The sequence below is a fragment of the Intrasporangium sp. genome (assembly GCF_040414665.1).
In the GTDB taxonomy this organism is placed as follows: Bacteria; Actinomycetota; Actinomycetes; order Actinomycetales; family Dermatophilaceae; genus Intrasporangium.
Genome location: NZ_JBEDUL010000164.1, coordinates 1 through 19,632, shown reverse-complemented (window position 1 = coordinate 19,632; position 19,632 = coordinate 1). Strand labels below are relative to the sequence as shown.

Annotated in this window: 20 protein-coding genes; 13 read left to right on the top strand and 7 right to left on the bottom strand. The window is 70.0% G+C overall.

Annotated features, from left to right (window positions below):
• The first annotated feature begins 61 nt into the window (after positions 1-61).
• Together ABF401_RS17315 and ABF401_RS17310 are read left to right on the top strand one after the other, a co-directional pair.
• Complete coding sequence (locus tag ABF401_RS17315) at positions 62-976, top strand: carbohydrate ABC transporter permease (protein ID WP_353510828.1); 915 nt, start codon at positions 62-64, stop codon at positions 974-976.
• Positions 973-1,899 carry a carbohydrate ABC transporter permease gene (locus tag ABF401_RS17310; RefSeq protein ID WP_353510827.1) on the top strand — a complete coding sequence of 309 codons (927 nt, stop codon included), beginning with the start codon at positions 973-975 and terminating at the stop codon, positions 1,897-1,899. The genes ABF401_RS17315 and ABF401_RS17310 overlap by 4 nt, the downstream gene beginning before the upstream one ends.
• Before the next feature lie 64 nt (positions 1,900-1,963).
• On the opposite strand, the gene ABF401_RS17305 is transcribed toward ABF401_RS17310, so the two are convergent.
• A complete protein-coding gene (locus tag ABF401_RS17305; RefSeq protein ID WP_353510826.1) occupies positions 1,964-2,386 on the bottom strand; it encodes a DoxX family membrane protein in 423 nt (140 codons plus the stop codon).
• 89 nt (positions 2,387-2,475) lie between these two features.
• On the opposite strand from ABF401_RS17305, the gene ABF401_RS17300 reads away from it, so the two are divergent.
• On the top strand, positions 2,476-3,120 hold the full coding sequence (locus ABF401_RS17300) for a helix-turn-helix transcriptional regulator (protein WP_353510825.1): 645 nt from the start codon (positions 2,476-2,478) through the stop codon (positions 3,118-3,120).
• A gap of 7 nt (positions 3,121-3,127) precedes the next feature.
• On the top strand, positions 3,128-4,045 hold the full coding sequence (locus ABF401_RS17295) for an NADP-dependent oxidoreductase (protein ID WP_353510824.1): 918 nt from the start codon (positions 3,128-3,130) through the stop codon (positions 4,043-4,045).
• Positions 4,046-4,058: 13 nt separating this feature from the next.
• Here the strand turns inward: ABF401_RS17295 and ABF401_RS17290 are convergent, their stop codons facing one another.
• From ABF401_RS17290 to ABF401_RS17280, 3 genes are all read right to left on the bottom strand, one after another.
• Positions 4,059-4,838, bottom strand: coding sequence for a GTP pyrophosphokinase (locus tag ABF401_RS17290; RefSeq protein ID WP_353510823.1), 780 nt, complete (start codon positions 4,836-4,838; stop codon positions 4,059-4,061).
• 144 nt (positions 4,839-4,982) lie between these two features.
• Complete coding sequence (locus ABF401_RS17285; RefSeq protein WP_353510822.1) at positions 4,983-6,146, bottom strand: sensor histidine kinase; 1,164 nt, start codon at positions 6,144-6,146, stop codon at positions 4,983-4,985.
• Between the two features lie 11 nt (positions 6,147-6,157).
• A complete protein-coding gene (locus ABF401_RS17280; RefSeq protein ID WP_353510821.1) occupies positions 6,158-6,811 on the bottom strand; it encodes a response regulator transcription factor in 654 nt (217 codons plus the stop codon).
• 80 nt (positions 6,812-6,891) lie between these two features.
• On the opposite strand from ABF401_RS17280, the gene ABF401_RS17275 reads away from it, so the two are divergent.
• Positions 6,892-7,422: a mycothiol transferase gene (locus ABF401_RS17275; RefSeq protein ID WP_353510820.1), complete on the top strand. Its 531-nt coding sequence runs from the start codon at positions 6,892-6,894 to the stop codon at positions 7,420-7,422.
• A gap of 62 nt (positions 7,423-7,484) precedes the next feature.
• Complete coding sequence (locus tag ABF401_RS17270; protein ID WP_353510819.1) at positions 7,485-8,234, top strand: CPBP family intramembrane glutamic endopeptidase; 750 nt, start codon at positions 7,485-7,487, stop codon at positions 8,232-8,234.
• A gap of 17 nt (positions 8,235-8,251) precedes the next feature.
• On the opposite strand, the gene ABF401_RS17265 is transcribed toward ABF401_RS17270, so the two are convergent.
• Entirely contained in the window at positions 8,252-9,421 is a 1,170-nt protein-coding gene (locus ABF401_RS17265; protein WP_353510818.1) for a hypothetical protein, read from the bottom strand.
• A 133-nt stretch (positions 9,422-9,554) separates the two neighbouring features.
• Here ABF401_RS17265 and ABF401_RS17260 point away from each other — a divergent pair, with 133 nt between their 5' ends.
• On the top strand, positions 9,555-10,841 hold the full coding sequence (locus ABF401_RS17260) for an ABC transporter substrate-binding protein (RefSeq protein WP_353510817.1): 1,287 nt from the start codon (positions 9,555-9,557) through the stop codon (positions 10,839-10,841).
• A gap of 33 nt (positions 10,842-10,874) precedes the next feature.
• Here the strand turns inward: ABF401_RS17260 and ABF401_RS17255 are convergent, their stop codons facing one another.
• Positions 10,875-12,017: a carbohydrate kinase family protein gene (locus tag ABF401_RS17255; protein ID WP_353510816.1), complete on the bottom strand. Its 1,143-nt coding sequence runs from the start codon at positions 12,015-12,017 to the stop codon at positions 10,875-10,877.
• 82 nt (positions 12,018-12,099) lie between these two features.
• Between ABF401_RS17255 and ABF401_RS17250 the strand changes: the two genes are divergently transcribed.
• The gene (locus ABF401_RS17250) at positions 12,100-13,458 is read left to right on the top strand and encodes a 6-phospho-beta-glucosidase (RefSeq protein ID WP_353510815.1); all 1,359 of its coding nucleotides are present in this window, start codon (positions 12,100-12,102) and stop codon (positions 13,456-13,458) included.
• 154 nt (positions 13,459-13,612) lie between these two features.
• Here the strand turns inward: ABF401_RS17250 and ABF401_RS17245 are convergent, their stop codons facing one another.
• Complete coding sequence (locus ABF401_RS17245; protein ID WP_353510814.1) at positions 13,613-14,032, bottom strand: hypothetical protein; 420 nt, start codon at positions 14,030-14,032, stop codon at positions 13,613-13,615.
• A 107-nt stretch (positions 14,033-14,139) separates the two neighbouring features.
• Between ABF401_RS17245 and ABF401_RS17240 the strand changes: the two genes are divergently transcribed.
• The 5 genes from ABF401_RS17240 (at position 14,140) to cobA (ending at position 19,475) form a co-directional block, all read left to right on the top strand.
• The gene (locus ABF401_RS17240) at positions 14,140-14,613 is read left to right on the top strand and encodes a PaaI family thioesterase (protein ID WP_353510813.1); all 474 of its coding nucleotides are present in this window, start codon (positions 14,140-14,142) and stop codon (positions 14,611-14,613) included.
• An 85-nt stretch (positions 14,614-14,698) separates the two neighbouring features.
• The gene (locus tag ABF401_RS17235) at positions 14,699-15,580 is read left to right on the top strand and encodes a lytic transglycosylase domain-containing protein (protein WP_353510812.1); all 882 of its coding nucleotides are present in this window, start codon (positions 14,699-14,701) and stop codon (positions 15,578-15,580) included.
• 158 nt (positions 15,581-15,738) lie between these two features.
• Positions 15,739-17,478, top strand: coding sequence for a nitrite/sulfite reductase (locus ABF401_RS17230; protein ID WP_353510811.1), 1,740 nt, complete (start codon positions 15,739-15,741; stop codon positions 17,476-17,478).
• Complete coding sequence (locus ABF401_RS17225) at positions 17,475-18,224, top strand: phosphoadenylyl-sulfate reductase (protein WP_353510810.1); 750 nt, start codon at positions 17,475-17,477, stop codon at positions 18,222-18,224. Before ABF401_RS17230 ends, ABF401_RS17225 begins: the two co-directional genes overlap by 4 nt.
• A 30-nt stretch (positions 18,225-18,254) precedes the next feature.
• On the top strand, positions 18,255-19,475 hold the full coding sequence (cobA, locus tag ABF401_RS17220; RefSeq protein WP_353510809.1) for a uroporphyrinogen-III C-methyltransferase: 1,221 nt from the start codon (positions 18,255-18,257) through the stop codon (positions 19,473-19,475).
• The last annotated feature ends 157 nt before the right edge of the window (positions 19,476-19,632 follow it).

Genomic DNA, 19,632 nt, shown 5'->3' with positions numbered 1-19,632 from the left:
CTGAGCTGGCTCAGCGGCATACGGCACCTTCCACTCCTTCCGTCCTCCCAAGGAGGCGCACATGCGCAAGGGCACGAGGGCACGTGACTGGCTGCCCGGCTTCCTGATGGTGCTGCCGTCGATCATCCTCGTGGGGATCTTCGTCTACTGGTTCATCTACCAGAACGTCCTCACGTCGCTGGACCGCACGGAGACCCTCGCGACCAAGCGGGTGACCAACCCTGGCGGGATCGAGAACTACACGAAGCTGCTCGGCAGCGACGACTACCAGCACGCCCTGTTCAACCTGCTCGTCCTCACCGTCACCTTCCTTGCGGGCACGATGATCTTCGGCCTGCTCTGGGCCGTGCTGCTCGAGAAGGGCGCCTCGGGCGAGGGCTTCTTCCGGTCGGTGTACCTGCTGCCCATGGCGATCTCCTTCATCGCGGCCGGTGTCGTCTGGCGCTGGCTGCTCTCGCCGGGCAAGGGTGACCAGGCCGTCGGGCTCAACCAGCTCCTCGCGATGATGGGGCTCGAACGGTTCCAGAGCGCCTGGTGGCAGTCCCCGAGCGCGTTCTCCATGGCCGCGATGGCGATGCCCGCGATCTGGCAGCTGTCCGGATACGTCATGGCCCTGTTCCTCGCCGGCTTCCGGGGGATCTCGGAGGACCAGCGTGAGGCGGCCCGGATCGACGGCGCGAGCGAGCGACAGATCTACCGGCACGTCCTGTTCCCGCAGCTGTCGCCGATCGCCCTCTCCGCGCTCATCATCATCGGCCACATGTCGATGAAGATGTTCGACCTCATCTACGCGATCGCCGGCCAGAACTCCTACAAGGCCTCCGTTCCCGCGACGCTGATGTGGACGCAGATGTTCCAGCAGAACAACCCCACGGCCGCCGCGGTCAACGCGACGATCCTGCTGGCGCTCATCGCCATCGTCGTCGTGCCGTACCTCATCTACACGAACAAGACCGAGAAGGGGACACGGGCATGACCACGGCAACCGCACAGGCAACACCGGTGGCGCCGGGCACTGACGCCATCGCCGCCCGGGCCACGACCGGCAAGGCGCCGGGGACCGAGGGCACCGCGGCGGGGCGGACGGTCAAGTACGCCCTGCTCATCCTCTTCATCATCCTCATCCTCATCCCGCTCTACGTCCTGTTCGTCACGAGCTTCAAGCGCAGTGCCGACGTCAGCGCGAGCCAGGCGTGGACGTTCCCGTCCGTCTGGTCCGTCGAGGGCTGGCGGTCTGCGTGGGACTCGCTCTCGCCGGCGCTCTTCCGGTCGGTCATCCTGGCGACCTCCGTGGCGGTGCTCTCCGCGGTCCTCGGGTCGGTCAACGGGTTCGTCTTCGCCAAGTGGCAGTTCCCGGGGGCGACGCTGGTCTTCACGCTCTTCCTGTTCGGGATGTTCATCCCCTACCAGGCCATCATGATCCCGCTGCAGGGCATGCTCCTCGACATCCAGGGGACGCCCGGGTTCTCGTGGTTCGATGGGATCGCCAAGCTCATCGCCGTCCATCTCATCTTCGGCATCCCGATCTGCAGCCTGATCTTCCGCAACTACTACGCGACCGCCGTCCCCAACGAGATCCTCGAGGCGGCCAAGGTCGACGGGGCCGGGATGCTGCGGACCTACCGGTCCATCGTCCTGCCGATCTCGGCGCCCGCCTTCGTCGTGACGATGATCTGGCAGTTCACGTCGGCCTGGAACGACTTCCTCTTCGCCCTGTTCCTCACCAATCGCAACAACGGCCCGGTCACCTATGCCCTCAACGAGCTCGCCGGCGGCCAGAACCCGGACTACCCGTCGATCATGGCCGGAGTGCTGCTTGCCTCGCTGCCGACCCTGCTCGTCTACATCCTGCTCGGGCGGTACTTCATCGGCGGCCTGATGAGCGGCTCGGTGAAGTAGTTCGGTCACGACGCGAGCTGCACACTCGAGCGGGGGAGTCGAGTGCGCAGTTCGCGTCTCTCGCTCAGGTCGTCGTGGGGCGGGAGGCCAGCCGCCAGAGGGCGATCGCGGCCGCGAGGAGGCCGACGTCGCGCAGGGCCACGTCGTAGTAGCCGGGCAGCGTGAGCAGGTTGACGATGATGCCGAGGAGCCAGGCGGCCACGACGAGCCCGCCGATCCGGGGCCGCAGGGCGACGAGGATGCCGGCGACGATCTCGACGACCCCGACGATGTACATCGCCTGCTGCGCCGTCCCCGGGACGATGTTGTCGATCCACGGAGCGAGGTACTGCGGCCAGTCGGTGAGGATGTTGGCGAACTTGTCGAGCCCGAAGATGATCGGTGCGACGGTGAACGCCGTCCTCAGCACGAGGAAGGCCTGGTCGGCCGGATCCGCGCTGAGCCTCGAGGGCGATCGATCTGTTCGGGGGGTGGACGTGGTGCTCATGTCCAGCTTCCTTTCTATAGTCAGGATACTTCGACGTTAGAACGTGTGAGCCCTTTGCGTCAATGGATCTTGGCTTTAGAATGTGACTCATGTCGGAACACCTCAATGCCGTGGCTGCACTCGCGGAGCCGACCCGCCGCCGGGTCTACGACGTCGTCGTCGGCGCGCGCCGCGGACTCACGCGTGACGAGGTCGCCGAGTCGGTGGATCTGCCACGCAACACCGTGGCGTTCCACCTCGACCGGCTCACCGAGGAGGGCCTGCTGACGGCCACCTTCGAGCGCCGGACGGGCCGCTCCGGTCCCGGAGCCGGGCGCCCGGCGAAGGTCTACGCGCGTGCCACGCAGGAGGTCGCCGTCTCGTTGCCGCCCCGCCACTACGACATCGCGGGTGAGCTGCTCGCGGCCGCGGTGGAGGATTCGGAGCGGACCGGCGAGCCGGTCCGCGAGTGCCTGGCCCGGCACGCGTGGGAGCGCGGCCATGACCTCGCTGAAGGCGGACTTGCGCAGGCGCTGGCCCGGTCGGGCTACGAGCCCTTCGAGGAGGGCGGCGCCCTGGTGCTGGCCAACTGCCCGTTCCATGAACTGTCCACGCGCCACACCGAGCTCGTCTGCGGGATGAACCTCCGGCTGATGGAGGGCCTGCTCGATGCCGTGGGCGAGGAGGGCCTGCGAGCCCGGCTCGATCCGAGCCCGGGTCGCTGCTGCGTCCGTCTCGAGCCGGTCGGCGAGTGACGTCAGGGTGCGCATCTTCGGGTTCGAGAGGTACGGGGGTCCTGAGGTCCAGCGGTTCTTCGAGGTCCCGCCGCCCGAACGCAGAGACGGCACGGTGCTGGTCGCGATGCGGGCCGCCGGCGTGAACCCAGCCGACATCAAGGTCCGGACCGGGCAGCGTCAGGGGAGGGTGTCGGTCGACTTTCCGATGGCCATGGGCCGGGAGGCGTGCGGCATCGTGCTCTCGGCCGACGAGGAGACTGGGCTCCAGCCCGGCTGCCTGGTGTTCGGATCCTGCGCGGACGGGTCTGGCGCCCTGGCGGACCACGTGCTGCTCGAGGCCACACAGACCGTCCCGGTGCCCGCACACGTGACTGCGGTCGAGGCGGCCTGCATCCCCGTCGCGATCGGCACCGCGTGGGACGCCCTCGATGAGCTCGACCTGCAGCCCGGCGAGACGCTCCTCGTTCTGGGCGCCGGTGGTGGGGTCGGCAGCCACGCCGTCCAGCTCGGACTCCTTCGCGGCCTGCGTGTCATCGGAGTGGCCAGCCCGGGCAAACGGCGACTGGTCGTGGACCTGGGAGCGGTCCACATCCCGTCGGGACCCGGCTGGACCGGTCGGGTGGAGGCTGTTGCGCCGGAGGGGGTGCACGGGCTGATCGACACCGTCGGCGGGGAGACCCTGCGCCAGTCGCCCCCGGTGCTCCGGCCGGGCAGCGTCATCCGCAGCATCGCCTCGCCTGCCGCGGCTGTCGAGATCGGTGGTTCCGGCGTGACCAGGCGCCGCACGGCGCAGACCTACGCAGAGGTGGCAGCACTGGTCGCATCGGGGGCGCTGGCACCGGTGGTCGGCGCGACCTTCCCCTTCAGCGACTGCGCCGATGCGGTGGCCCTGGTCGAGTCCGGTCACGCCTCTGGCCGCACGGTCGTCACGAACGACCGGTGAAGGGTGACCCGCGCTAGGCCGCAGGCTGATGTCCGGCGGCCGGCTGACCCGTGAAGGGCGGCGCGCCCGAAAGCGTGTCGGTGCGGCCCCAGAACGAGGGGAGCGCACGGCTGTCGAGGAACGAAGGCGAGTCGTCCCGCTGTGCCCGCGCCTGGTGGCGCACGCCGTCCAACCTCAGGTCCAGCGACCAGGCATCCTCGGCGGCGCGCCTGAGGAGGTCCTTCGTGTGTGCGGGCACCGGATCCTGACCCTTGTAGCCGATCTGGTGCTCCAGGCGTGCCCAATGGTCCATCGCGACGGTGCGCAGCTGCAGCTCCACGGCCACGTGGTCCACCCGACCGAGACGAAACACCGGCACCTGCACGATCAGGTGAAGTGCCCGGTAACCGCTCGGCTTGGGATGGGCAACGTAGTCGCGCTCGGACAGCAACCTGACGTCCGGCTGTGCGAGCAGCAGGTCTCGCACCAGGTACACGTCGGAGGGGAACCGGCAGATCGCGCGGACACCGGCGATGTCGAGGATCTGATCACGAATCGCCGCCGCGGTCACCGGAACCTGCTTGCGGCTGGCCTTGCCGAGGATCGAGTCGACCGACTTCAGGCGGGAACAGACCTGCTCGACCGGGTCTCCCGTGTGCTGGTGTCGCTGGTGATCGCGCAGGATGCTGAGCTTGGCCGTGACGACGTCGATCCCCAGCCGAGCGCCGAGCCGGAGCGGCTGCAGGTCGGGGCCGAGCCGAGGCGGCGGTGCACCCGTCATGGGGCGGATCTGGGTCGTGACGGCTGAACGCATCTGAGTCTCCTTGTGCGGATCGTGAGGCCCGGCGGCCCCAGCGGTCGGACACCATTGGACGAGGTGTCAGGACGGCCTCAGTGCCGATGTGCGTGGTACCACGCAGATCCCTGCGCGGCAGCAAGGAGGGCCGGGCGCAGCGGATCAGCTCGCAGCGTCGTCCAGCGCGGGCTCGAACGGCAGCGTGAACCGCAGCCGGGCGCCCCCCTTCGGGTTCCTCGTCAGTTCGAGGGCTCCTCCACGGCTCTCGATCCGAGAGCGGTGCCGCTCCAATCCGTGCAGCTGCGGGGTCTGCGCCGGCGGTCCCGTGCCGTCGTCGTCGATCGTGGCCTCGAAGAGCCATCGCCCCGGAACGGCGGTTGGGGCGGCATCGGCGCGGACCACGACAGATCGGGCGTGGCCGTGCTTGAGGGCGTTCGTCACCGCTTCCTCGACCGTGTAGATGGCCACCAGCCGCTCTGGCACGGGCATCGGAGAAGCATTCCGGTCCACCAACGTTCCATAGCCGGGACCGAGCTCGATCGAGGCGCTGATCTCCCGAGGCAGCCGCCTCAGCAGGACGTCGATTGCGGCCGCTGTGCTCAGATCGGCGCCAGAGGGAAAGACCGCTTGGGACAGGGAGCGCACCTCGTCCTCACGAATCTGCTCGAGCGCCTCGACCAGGCGGCGCAGCTCCGCCGCTCGGGCATCGTCACCAGCCGCTGAGAGCTGGTCGGCCACCCCGTCGAGTCCGGCGGTGACGACAACCATGCGGTACTGCAGTCTGCCGTGCAGCTGGTCGGAGACCATCCGGCGGACCCTCGTCTCCTCGGCCTGTAGCTGGTCCACGGCCTGGCGGGCGCGGATCTCCCCGGCCACGCGGCGCCGTTCCTCGCTGCGGGTCATGCCCATGAGCGTGGCGACGAGCAACCCGGCCCCCACCGCGACGATGGCGGCGACGACGCTGGCCGTGTACTCCACGACGAGGTAGGTCCCGCTGGTCGGTGTGCTGGGAATCGCCTGCAGGGCCCGCGGCACCGAGGCCACCAGCGCGACCCCCGTGATGATCAGCAGGCGCGTCCTCCACGGGCGGCGCATCGGGCGCAGCACGAAGGTGCCGCCGATGACCAAGAGGCCGAAGAGGACGTTCACGAGGACCACGGCGAGCCCGTCGCGCACGATGTCGCGGGTGTGTTCCGACGTGGTGGCGGTGATCTGGCCGCTCCACGCTGCCCACCAGGCGAGGGACATCATGGCGTACAGCAGGTGGTTGATGACCGCGAACAGGATCGCGATCGACGTTCCGTCGTCGTCTCGAGCCCGGGTCAACCGGGTCAGTCTCAGCCGCGCCACGAGCGGCCCGTTTGCTCGAGGAAGGCCAGGACCGCCGCCACCCGACGGTTGTGGCCCGCACCGTCGATGCTCAGCCGCTGGTAGATCGACTTCAGGTGGCTCTCCACGGATCGCTCGTTGATGCCGAGACGTTCGGCCGCCGCCTGGTTCGACAGCCCTTCGGCCACCAGGCGGAGCACCTGGAACTGGGCCGGAGTCAGATCGGCGACCGCGGAGCCCGCTCGCGGAGCTGAGCGCTGGACGAGGTAGGGGTCCACGACGACCTGGCCCTGTGCCGTGGCGATGACGGCGCGCACCAACACGTCCCGGGCGAAGCTCGATCGCTTGGACAAGTAGCTCCATGGCTTCGTCGCGTCCTTCTGGACGGACGTGAACAGGCCCATGACGTCCTCGCTCGACAACAACATGATCGCCAGCTGTGGGTCGGTGCGCTGGAGCTGCAGTCCGAGCGCGACGCCGTTTCCGTCCGGGAGGTTGACGTCCAACAGGGCGACGTCACTGCTGCCCGGGGCGATGACCAGCTTGGCCTCCTGAACCCCCGGCACGGAGTGGACGACCCGCACCCCATCCTCACCGGAAAGGGTCTGCTCCAGCATGGCTCGCATCAGCGCCTCGTCCTCGACGATGCTCACGCGCGTCATCTGACCCGCCACTCCCTCGATGTTACGCATCGACGCGCCCGGGGTCGCCCGGCGGAGCCATCAGCGCCATGCTTGGGCCCATGACCGACGCTGACCCCACACTTGCCATCGATCTCCTCGTCGACGGCTTCGGCCGGATCCTCGAAGGCGTCCCGCCCGTCGTCGCCGGACTCGGCACGGAAGAGCTGCTCTGGCGCCCGGACCGCGATGCGAACCACATCGCATGGTTGGTCTGGCACCTCGCGCGCCAGCAGGACGAGCAGATGGCGCAGATCGGCGACACCACGTCCGCATGGCGGTCCGGCGAGTGGTCGCGGCGTTTCAACCTGCCCTACTCGCCGAATGCAAACGGCTACGGCATGACGTCTGACGAGGTGGGAGAGTTCACCGTGTCCGACTCATCGCTGCTGCTCGACTACCACGGGGCGGTCCACGAGCTGACGATCGGCGTCGTGCGCGGGCTCGGCACCGATGAGTTCACGACGGTGATCGACCCCAACTGGGACCCGCCGGTCACCGTGGCGGTCCGCATCGTCTCCGTGCTCGATGACGCGGCCAAGCACCTCGGGCAGGCCGAGTACGTGCGGGGGCTGCTCGAGCGCCGCCGTTGATCAGAGGTCGCGCACAGGGCTCGATTGGGTAATCCACAGGTATGCGTGCGACCCTCGACGCGATGACTGCCACAGCCGCCCCCGCCCCACTCGCCCCACCGGCCTCGTCACGGCGGCGCCCCGGCCTCTGGGCGACGGTCACCGTGGTCGTCGTGCTGGTTGGACTCAACGTCGCCAACCACGTGTACGGCTGGGGCTCGATCTGGCTCGGACCGATCGGGGCGGCCGGCCTGCTCGCCTTCGCCCGCTTCTCCGGACTCAGCTGGCGGCAGCTCGGCCTGAGCCGCCGCACCCACGGGGCCGGCCTGCGCTGGGGCGCCGCGATCATCGGGGTCGTCGCACTCGTCTACCTCGTCGGGGTGCTGCTCCCCTCGACCCGCACCGCGTTCCTCGACGCCCGCTACCACCTGCCGCCGGCCAGCGCCCTGCTGACCGCCTTCGTCATCATCCCGGTAGGCACGATCCTGCTCGAGGAGGTTGCCTTCCGCTCCGTGCTCTGGGGCTTCCTGTCCCGACACGCCCGCGTCTGGCAGGTCGCGCTCGGGTCCTCCCTCCTCTTCGGGCTCTGGCACCTCCTCCCCGCCAACGCTGCGGTGGCCGCCAATCCGGCGCTCGGCGCGATGATGGTCGGCCTCGGCGCGTGGCAGCACGTGGCGAGCGTGGCCGGCACGGTCCTCTTCACCGCAGCCGGCGGCCTCCTGGCCGGAGAGCTGCGTCGCCGTAGCGGCAGCCTGCTCGCCAGTGTCGGCATGCACTGGGCGACCAACGCCCTCGGCGTCCTCTTCGGCGTCGTGGCCTGGCGTCTCGTCTGACCCGCCAGTCAGACGGGTCAGACCGGGCGGATGCCCTGCGAGCGGAGCAGGGCTCGGGCGCGACCGAAGGCGCGGTCGTCCGAGAAGACCTGCCAGTCGTTCCACAGGTCGAGCTCGTCGACCGTCCGCCGGAATCGTGCGATGGCACCACGCCCCTTGATCGCCACCGACAGGATGCCGCCGAGCCGGTCAGGCGCCGTCGCTGCGAAGGCGGCCATGTCCGCGTAGGCGGCTGACGCATCGTGGTCGACGTAGATCCAGAGGTTGTCGTCCTCGTCATGGGTCTGGTCGGTGGTCAGGTCCTCCATTCCGTGGTGGAGGAAAGCGTGAACGACCTCGCCGGTATCGAGGTGCAGGTAGCCGCCCGGGTCCTCACCACCGTTGGCCATGACCTCGGACAGATCCTCGATGTCGACACTCAAGGTGCGGACGCGCCGCTCGGAGCCGCCGAGCAGTGCCCCGATCTCGTCGGCCAGGACGTCGTCGCCGTCCCAGCCCCGGTGACCGAGCAAGGTCTCGATCTCGCGCAGGGCGCCCACGAGCCGCCCCTGCTCGGGTGCCCCGGCGGATCGGTAGGCCCGCATCAGCGCATCGCCGACCTGCTGGAGGGCCATACCGAGGTCCCGTCCCTCGATGGCGGACAGCAGCGTCCCGACGTCGTTCTCACGGGCGGCCTGTCGAACTGCGTCCAGGTCGAGCGGCTTGGCCGTGCCGCGGTGGCGCCTGCCGGGCGCCCGCGGCGAGCTCAGCGTGACGTCCTCCGGCCGCAGGCGGCCGAACTGGTCCGGGACCGTCCCCCAGCCGAGGATCGGCACGGCGATCGGCGGCCGGCCGACGGTCTCCCGTTGGCCGATGAGCTCCTCGACGACGCACTCGTGGACCCACTTCTCGTCGTCATCGAAGAGGTACTCGAAACGCGTTCCCCTGGTCATCGACCCGTGCACGATGCGCTCCGGGGGCAGGTCGCCCTTGCCGGATCCGCGCCGCTCGTGGCGGCCGCGCCACCCGGCGCGGAAGGATCGCCGCCGGGTCACGTCCCAGCGTCCGAACGCGAGATCGACCCCCAGACCGAAGTCCGCGAAGGTGGCCGTGGGTGGCACGAGCATGACCCGGCCCGGAGAGGGGCGAAGTGTGTCTCCATGCCCGGAGACCAGGTCGACCCGAATCTTCAGCCATCGTTGTGCCACTCGGCCCACTCTGCCAGCAAAGCGGAGGGCCAGCGAGTTCGACCCGAGCTGCGCTCGTTTGGCCCAGTTCGAGCGGCGGGATCCGTACGATCGCTCGTGGTGCGCCAAGGCGCGCGGGTAGGCAGGAGATCCCATGAACGACGCAGCTGCGGGACGTCGCACGCCTCGGGTCAGTCGGCGCACGCTCCTGGGCCTGGGCGCGGCCGGTGTCGTCGCGGCGTGCACGCCTGCGGAGTCGGAACCGGCGGGCGTCCCGGCGACGACGCGAGCCAAGCCGGTGATAGACCAGTGGTACCACGCCTACTCCGAGGCCGGCGCTCGGGAAGCGGTCGACCGCTACGCGGCGGCGTACTCCGCAGCCACCGTCACGGTGGCATGGAAGGTCGGCGACTACGACTCAACCACTGCGGCCGCGGTTCGTGCCGGGCGGGGCCCGGACGTCTTCGAGTATGCGAACGGACCGACCATCGACATGATCCGCGGTGGGCGTGTCGCCGACCTGACCGAGACGGTCGGCGCGGCTGAAGGGGAGTTCCAGCAGAGCATCCTGGGACGCATGACCCACGAGGGGCGGATCTGGGCGATCCCGCAGGTCGTCGACACCCAGGTGCTCGTCTACCGCAGGTCCATGCTCGATGAGGCGGGGGTGTCTCCGCCCCGGACGATGGACGAGCTCATCGACGCCGCCCGCACGCTCACCACCAAGGACGTGAAGGGCATCTTCCTCGGCAACCGCGGCGGGGCCACGCACCTGGGCGGGCCGACCCTCTGGTCGGCCGGTCTCGACTACCTGACCGACGACAACCAGTTCGGGTTCGACGACCCCCGCGCGGCCGAGGCGCTCGGCGCGTACGCGGCGCTGCACAAGTCCGGAGCGGTGCTCAGACAGGCGCCCAGCGACTGGTTCGAGCCGGCCGCACTCATCGACGGACTGACGGCCATGCAGTTCACCGGGCTGTGGACCTTCCCGGAACTCACGGAGCGGCTCGGCGACGACTTCGGCGTGCTGCCGTGGCCGGCACTCGACGACATGGGCAACCCGTCCGTGCCGCTCGGGGCGTACGGCTCCTGTGTGAGCGCGGCGGCGAAGGATGTCGCGGCTGCCAAGGACTTCGTGGGATGGCTCTGGGTCGAGCAGGCGGCCCTTCAGCTCGACTTCGCCACCGCGTACGGCCTGCACATTCCGTCGCGGACGAGCCTCATCGACGAGGCCGCCGACCTCAAGTCGGGTCCCGGCGCGGAGGCTGCGGCGATCGCACTCGACTACGGCGTGCCGCAGAGCAAGCTGCTGTGGACGAGGACGTGCGTCACTGCGTTCGAGGCGATGATGGACGCGATCATCGAAGGCGCCGATCCAGCGTCACAGATCCAGGACCTCCGAACCATCGTCACGGCCGAGCTGAAGCGTGTCCGCACGTGACGGGGCGCGGCCTCGCCTGACCCGCCGCGAGCGTCAGTGCAGATCCTGCACATCCGCCCGCCGTGCGATCGTCGCCGTGGCCCGGCGGCAGGCGGTGACGGGGACGCGCGGCACGATGTCGTCGAGGAAGCCGTAGCGTCGCCGGAGGGACCGGTGGTAGGCGTCCTCGGACGTGTCGGAGCACAGCGCGGTCCACCAGTCGGCGATGTCGCCCCAACCGGGGGCGGCCAGCGACCCGCCGTACTGCTGCAGCGACAGTGATGCAGCCAGGCTGGCGAAGGACATCCGGTGCTCCAGTGGCCATTCCGCGAGGGTGCCGACCAGCATGGCGGCCGCGAAGACGTCTCCAGCCCCGGTCGCATCGACCTCCCTGACCCGCAGGGACGGCACCCGCGCCTCCTCACCGGTTCTCGTGTCGATCCCGACCGCACCCTCGATGCCATTCGTCACGACCGCGATCGACACGCGGTCGGCCAGGGCGAAGAGAGCATCGTGCGGGGAGCTCGTGCCGGTGTAGGCCATCGCCTCGACGGCGTTGGGCAGGAACGCGTCACAGTGCGACAGCCGGTCGAGCACGGCGCGATCCCACAGCTCCTCGCGGTCCCAGCCGACATCGGCGAAGACGAGCGCACCGCGGCGTCGCGCGGCGTCGACCCAGCTGTCACCCGGCCGGTCGCCGCAGCCGCGTGGCTCCCACGGCCCTGGCTCGGCGAGATCGACCATGACGGCTCGCGACGGTGGCGGGTCGCCGATGAGGTCGACGGACGGCACGGGTGACGGGTGGCCGTGCGAGACCATGGTCCGATCGCCCCCGAAGGCCATCGACACGGTGACCGGGCTGTGCCAGTCGGGGAACTGCAGACTTCGGCTGAGGTCGATCCCTTCCTGCTCCTCCAAGGTGCGCCAGCAGAAGTCGCCGTAGTCGTCGTCGCTGAACGCAGCAGCCAGCGACGTGCGCAAGCCGAGCCGTCGAGTGGCGACGGCGAGGTTGGCAATCCCCCCAGGGCACGACGCCAAGCCCTCGGACCACACCTCGGTGCCCGGCTTCGGAGCGCTGGACAGGCCGGCGAAGACGAGGTCGAGGAAGACGGTCCCCCAGAGGAAGACGTCGACCTGCGGCGCGTCGGGCGCCCGACGCGCCCCGAGCGGGTCGAACGAGTGCGGCATCCCCTTCATGATGGCGCATGGTGGAGACGGTGGCCCGTGGATTATCGGCAGGTCGCCGCCTGCTTGGTACCGTCGCAGGCGTGGTGCCGTCATGAAGCTCACCATCCTCGGAGGAGGGGGTTTCCGGGTTCCCCTGGTGTATGCCGCTGTGCTTGGTCAACGGACCGCGCGCGGTATCCGTGAGGTGGCCCTCCACGACACCGCCGAGACCCGGCTGCGCGCGATCGGCCACGTGCTCGCGCAGCAGGCTCAGCGGCATACGGCAGCATCCGAGGGCCCACCACCCGCGAAGGTCACGACCACGACGTCCCTCGACGAGGCCTTGGACGGGGCCGACTTCGTCTTCTCGGCCATTCGGGTCGGCGGGCTCCAGGGACGGGTCGTCGACGAGCGCCTCGCCCTCGACCTCGGGCTGCTCGGCCAGGAGACCACCGGCCCCGGCGGGGTCGGCTACGGGCTGCGGAGCGTGCCTGCAGCGCTGGCGATCGCCGAGCGGGTGGGCCTGCTCGCACCCGATGCCTGGGTCATCAACTTCACCAACCCGGCAGGCCTCGTGACCCAGGCGATGCAGAGCGTCCTCGGAGACCGCGTCGTCGGTATCTGCGACTCCCCGCTCGGACTCGCCAAGCGGGCGGCCGGGGCGCTCGGGCTGCGGCTCCCCGAGGTCGTCATCGACTACGCGGGCACGAACCACCTCGGCTGGCTCCAGGGCCTCAGCGCAGACGGTCGGGACGTGCTCCCCGAGCTGCTCGCGGACCGAGAGCGTCTGGAGTCCTTCGAGGAGGGCCGGCTCTTCGGGGCCGACTGGCTCCAGGCGGTCAGGGCGATTCCCAACGAGTACCTCTGGTACTACGACTTCACGCGCGACTCGATCGCGCAGATCCAGGCGGCCGGGCAAACCCGCGGGGAGTACCTCCTCGGGCAGCAGGCTGACTTCTACGCAGCGGTGGGGAGGTCGCCCGGTCGGGCCTGGGAGATCTGGGAGGGGGTGCGCCGCGAGCGGAACGCCACCTACATGGCCGAGACGCGGACGGACGACGGCGCGCAGCGCGCGGCCGAGGACGTGGAGGGCGGCGGCTACGAGGGCGTGGCGCTCGCCCTCATGGCGGCGATCGCGTTCGACGAGCCGGCGACGCTCATCCTCAACGTCCGTAACAGCGGCACCCTGCCGGGGCTGCCCGACGACGCGGTCATCGAGGTCCCCTGTCTCGTCACCGCGGCCGGGCCGGCGACGCTGCCGGTCAGCCCGCTGCGGGGGCGCGAGCTCGGCCTGGTCCAGCAGGTCAAGGCCGTCGACGAGCTCGTCATCCACGCATGCCGGGAGCGGTCGGCCGCGGTGGCGATCCAGGCCCTGGCGTCCCACCCGCTCGTCGACTCGGTGACCGTCGCTCGTCAGCTGTGGGCGGGCTACCAGGAGGGGCTCGCCCCCTTCTACGCCGGTTTCCGCTGACAGCAACCCAAGGCGGGTGGACCCCGCCGGCCGACTCAGCGGCATACGGACTCGTGGTGTGCCGATGGACTACCACGACGGGTGGTCGTGGCGGCATCTGAGCACGCCGACGACGTGGGGCGGTCGTTCGTGGTAGTCCGTCGGCCCGCGAGGCTCAGCCGGCGGTGAGGAGGCCGACCCCGAGCGTGGCGAGGCTGAGCGCGAGGAGGCCGGCGCCGGCGAAGACGAGCGCGATGAGGCGATTGGGCCGTTCGCGTCCCGCGCCCATGGAGGAGAAGAAGAACCCGCCAGGCATGAGCAGCGCCGCTAGCGCGACGCCAGCCCGGGCCAGCCACTCCCAGGCGCCGGTCAGGTCCGTCTGGTCGACGAAGACCTGGCAGACGAGGGCGAGGACGAGTAGGACGCCGGCGTGGGCGTGGCCGGCACGGGCGAACTTCTCCTGGAAGGGTGTGGTGCCGGCACGCCCGGTGACGACGCGGACGAGGTAGAGACCGCCGGTCTCCACGGTGACGAGCGAGAGGAAGAGGATCCCGGCGAGGACTCGCGAACTGTCCGAGAGCAGGGCCTGGTCCATGTCGTTCTCCTCTAATTGGATAGCGGTACTCACCAAGGATGGATAGCGGCGCTATCCAATGTCAACCGCCTTTCTGTTCGCTCTGTCGCGGCCGATAGCGTGGCCGCATGCCGGAGCGCAGCAACGAGATCAGCATCCAAGACCGCCTCTTTCCCGACATGACCTGCTTCGGCTGCGGGCCGGCCAACCCCAAGGGTCTGCGGATCAAGAGCTATGCCCGGGACGGCGTCGTCACCGCGCAGTTCGAGTCGTGGCCGGAGCACGACAACGGCCTCGGCTTCCTCAACGGCGGGATCATCTCCACAGTGCTCGACTGCCACAGCGCGGCGGCCGTGCTACACGAGGCTGACCAGCGCGGCTGGGGTCAGCTGCCGGGGGCGCAGCTGCCCTATGTGACGGCGGGACTCGACGTGCGGTACCTGCGGCCTGCTCCGCTCCGCGAGCCCGTCGAGCTGCGCGCGGTGCTGCGGTCCGCTGACGAGGCGGAGATGACGGTGGATGTCGAGCTCTGGGCGGATGGGAAGGTCCGGGCCTCGGCCGGGACGCTGTGGAAGCGGTGGCGTCCGCGCACCACCCCCTGATCGAGTGAACAGCTTTCGGGGGTTCGTGGTAGCGCGACGGCGCGATCCCCGGCGCGGTTGGAGCAGGAGCCGTATCGTCGTTGGTGTGCGGAGCGGGCCGGCGCGGAAGTGGCGAACGCCCTTGGCTGTCGGGGGCGTTCTCGTCATGCTCAGCGGCGTCGTGGGTGCCCCGACCGTGTCCGCCGCCGAGGGCACACCGACACCCTCGCCCGGCGCCACGGTCCAGGGCGAGTCGTCGTCCACTCCCGCGGGCCCCGCGCTCGGCGCGAGCGCCAGCGAGTCACTGCTCCGTCTCTACGACGTGGTCAAGCTGACGGCGGGCTACATCGCTGCCACCCAGCTCCAGCCCGGTGGAGGGTCGGTGACGCCGGGCGGCGACACCGGCTGGAAGCCGCGCGCCCCGATCAAGACCCCGCCAGTCTCGCCGGTCCCTCCCACGGCCCCGGTCCGGGACCCGACGAAGTACGACATCCTCGGCGAGGCCTACCGCAAGGCGTCGGACTCGCTCAGCGACCGGTGCCACCTGCCGTTCGCCCTGCTCATGGCCATCGGTGAGGTCGAGTCGAGCTCGCTGCGCGGCCGGAAGCTCGACCCCGGGCACAACGCCGTCCCGCCGATCCTCGGGCCGCGGCTGTCGGGGGGAGGGTTCGCCGCCATCGGGGACAGCGACGGCGGTCGCCTCGACGGTGACCCGGTCTGGGATCGCGCCGTCGGTCCGATGCAGTTCATCCCTGGCACGTGGCGCCTCTGGGGTGCTGACGGGAACGGCGACGGGGTTGCTGATCCGCAGAACGTCGAGGACGCGGCGCTCGCCGCCGGGCGCTACCTGTGCGCGGGCGGCAGGGACCTGTCGCGTCGGCAGGATCTCGAGGCGGCGATCCTCTCCTACAACCACTCGCGCAGGTACCTCGCCACCGTGCTCGATCTCTACGACTCCGTCATGAGCGGTCTGGTGGCCGGGCCGTAACGCATTTCGGTTGGAGGTATTGACTCGCTGTCTGGAGCGACGCGATACCTCCAACCGTGACGGCTTGTTCTTTCCCCATGTCCCACTTGCGCGGTGGGATTCGCCCGGATCATGGACGGCCATGGGGATGGATAAGCGACGGTTATACATTTCATTACATGACCGTCACTGAGACTCGTACCGCGGCCCCAGCCCGTCCGGCCACCCGGCCGCCACGGGCCGGCCGCTCCAATGGTCAGTGGAAGGTCGACGGGCCGACCCCACTCAACGCGAACGAGGAGTGGAAGCAGGAGGAGGGCGGTCTGGCCGTTCGGGAGCGCATCGAGACGATCTATGCCAAACAGGGCTTCGACTCGATTCCCGCCCAGGACCTGACTGGCCGCTTCCGGTGGTGGGGGCTCTACACCCAGCGCAAGCCGGGGATCGACGGCGGCCGCACCGCCCAGCTCAGCGACGACGAGCTGAGCGACCGGTACTTCATGCTGCGGGTCCGGACCGACGGCCAGGCACTCTCACCGGAGGCCCTGCGGGTGCTCGGCGAGATCTCCACCGAGTTCGCCAGAGGCAGCGCCGACATCAGCGACCGGCAGAACCTCCAGTACCACTGGATCGAGATCGAGGACGTGCCGGAGATCTGGCGGCGGCTCGAGTCGGTGGGCCTGGAGACGACGACCGCCTGCGGGGACACGCCCCGCGGCTTCCTCGGCAGCCCGGTCGCCGGCATCGCGGCCGACGAGATCATCGACCCGACGCCCGTCATCCTCGAGATCAAGCGTCGCTGGATCGGGGATCCCGAGCTGGCCAACCTGCCGCGCAAGTTCAAGACCGCGATCACTGGTCACCCGAGCCTCGATGTCGTCCACGAGATCAACGACGTGTCCCTCGTCGGTGTGGTCCACCCAGAGCTGGGCCCTGGTTACGACCTGTGGGTCGGTGGCGGGCTCTCCACCGCGCCGCGCCTCGCCGAGCGGATCGGCGTCTTCGTCCGAGAGGAGGAGGCGGCCGAGGTCTGGCACGGCGTCATCGAGATCTTCCGCGACTACGGCTTCCGCCGACTGCGGAACAAGGCGCGCCTGAAGTTCCTGCTCGCCGAGTGGGGTCCGGAGAAATTCCGGCACATCCTCGAGACCGAGTACCTCGGCCACCCCCTGCCGGACGGTCCCCCTCCGGCACCGGCCACCGGGCCGGGCGACCACGTCGGCATCCACCGGCAGAAGGACGGCCGCTACTACGTCGGCGCGGCGCCCACCGTGGGGCGCGTCGGTGGTCCCGTCCTCAGCGGGCTCGCCGACCTCATCGAGGAGGTCGGCGCCGGGCGCGTGCGGCTGACCGCGCACCAGAAGCTCGTCGTCCTCGACGTCCCCGAGTCGGGTCTGGACCGACTCGTCGAGGGGCTCGAGGACCTGGGCCTCACGGCACGGCCGAGCCCGTTCCGCCGCACGACCATGGCCTGCACCGGCATCGAGTACTGCAAGCTGGCCATCGTCGACACGAAGGACACGGCCGCCTCCGCGATCACCGAGCTGGAGCGCCGCCTCGCCGACGTCGTCGCCGATGGCAGCTTGGACACTCCCATCCAGCTCAACGTCAACGGGTGCCCCAACTCGTGTGCCCGGATCCAGACGGCCGACATCGGGCTCAAGGGCCAGATCGTCACTGTCGACGGGCCGGACGGGCCGGTCCAGCAGCCGGGCTTCCAGGTCCACCTCGGTGGTGGGCTCGCGACGCTCGAGCGGGACGAGGCCGGCCTCGGGCGGACGGTGCGCGGTCTCAAGGTCACCGCTGCGGAGCTGCCCGACTACGTGGAGCGCGTGGTGCGCACGTTCCTGGCCCGACGCTCGGCCGGGGACACCTTCGCCGAGTGGGCGTTGAGCGCGGAGGACGGTGACCTCCTGTGAGCGCGGTATCGCTCGAGACACCGGTCGTGCCGCGTCGGCGCCGTTCGGACGAGGAGCTCAAGGCTCTCGTGGACGACTTCAACGCGAACCTGGCGGCGGATCCACGTCGCGAGCCGACGGCCGACGAGGTCGCCGCTTGGGCCGCCTTCCACTTCGCGGGGACGATGGCGGTGGCGTGCTCCATGGCCGATGCCGTCCTCCCGCACGTGGTGTCGCGGTTCGCGCCGGGTGTCGACGTCCTCTTCCTGGACACGGGATATCACTTCTCGGACACCCTCGTGACGCGGGACATCGTCGCAGAGGACCTGCCGATCAACCTGGTCAACGTCACGCCGGAGCAGACCGTTGCGGAGCAGGACGCGCAGTACGGGCCGCGGCTCTACGAGCGCGACCCCGCCCTGTGCTGCCAGCTGCGCAAGGTGGCGCCCCTGGCTCGGACGCTGCCGCTCTACGAGGCGTGGGTGACTGGCGTGCGACGCGACGAGGCCCTCACCCGAGCCCAGACCCCGCTCGTCACCTGGGACGAGAAGAACGGCCTGGTCAAGATCAACCCGCTGGCCGCCTGGACCTTCGATGACCTGCAGGCCTATGCCGTGCACAACAACGTCGAGGTGAACTCATTGCTCTCGGATGGCTTCCTCTCCATCGGCTGCGAGCCGTGCACGCGGCGGGTGGAGCCCGGCGAGGACCCGCGCGCCGGACGATGGGCCGGCTTCACCAAGACCGAGTGCGGCCTGCACACCTGACCCGTTCGCCCTCCTCACCGTGGAGCAGCCATGAAGTCCGCACTCCCTCTCGTGCTCGACCTGACCGACCGACTCGTCGTCGCGATCGGCGGCGGCCCGGTGTCCGCCCGCCGCGTCCGGGCCCTCGCCGATGAGGGCGCCGTCGTGCGCGTCATCTCCCCCTGGGTCTGCGAGGACCTCATGGAGCTCGTCCTCGGCGGCAGGGTGGAGTGGCAGGCCCGCGAGTACGCCGGCGCCGCAGACCTGTCCGGAGCATGGCTCGTGCACACGGCCGCCGGAGACGCCGTCGTCGATCGTCAAGTGGCGCGCGATGCCGAGGACCAGCGGATCTGGTGCGTCGACGCGACCGATGCCGCCGCCACGGCTGCCAGCATCCCGGCCCGCGCGGACGTGACCACCCCCGATGGCCGGGTCACCATCAGCACGTATGCCGCTGGGGACCCTGGTCTTGCGACCTCCGTTCGCGACGGGGTGGCGGACGCAGTCGCGCGGGGTGAGCTCGACCTGCGGCGGACCCGAAAGCGCGACTCGGCGGGCTGGGTCGCCCTCGTCGGAGGTGGGCCAGGCATCGATGGCCTGCTCACCACTCGGGGCTACGAGCTGTTGCGCTCGGCAGACGTCGTCGTCGTGGACCGGTTGGCTCCCCGCGCGGTCGTCGACCGGTTGCCCCACTCTGTGCGCGTCATCGATGTCGGCAAGACGCCCGGCCACCATGCCGTCCCGCAGTGGAGGATCAACGAGATCCTCGTCGAGGAGGCGTCCCGCGGTCTCGGGGTGGTCCGGCTCAAGGGCGGTGACCCCTACGTTCTCGGCCGGGGCGGCGAGGAGCGGCAGGCCTGCGAGGCTGCGGGGGTGTCCGTCGAGGTCGTCCCCGGGGTGACGAGCGCGGTGTCCGTCCCCGCCGCGGCCGGGATCCCCGTGACCCATCGTGGGGTCGCCCGCGGTTTCACCGTGGTCACGGGCCACGAGGCGATCCCCGGCCTGCCCACCGGGAAGGACCACACGCTCGTCCTGTTGATGGGAGTCACACAGCTGCCGCAGACGGTCGAGCTCCTGCTAGCCCAAGGCCGGTCGTCCGAGTGCCCGGTCGCCATCGTCGAGCGGGGATTCTCACCGACGCAACGCACGACGGTCGGGACGCTCGCGTCGATCGTGGAGCTTGCGCGGGCTCGCTCGGTCGAGTCACCGGCCGTCATCGTGGTCGGCGACGTGGTCCGCCTGAGCCCCGAATGGGGGACCGACGCCGACTGATCCGCCTCGTCGAGTGTGCACTTCGCGCCTGGCTCGCATGGTCGAGTGTGCGGTAGACGCCCGCGGCGCGAACTGCACAGTCGACGCAAGCGTCGGCCCGGCGGCATACGGCAGGGCCGAATGACGGGACCAGACGCTTCTGTCCGGCCGGGTGCCC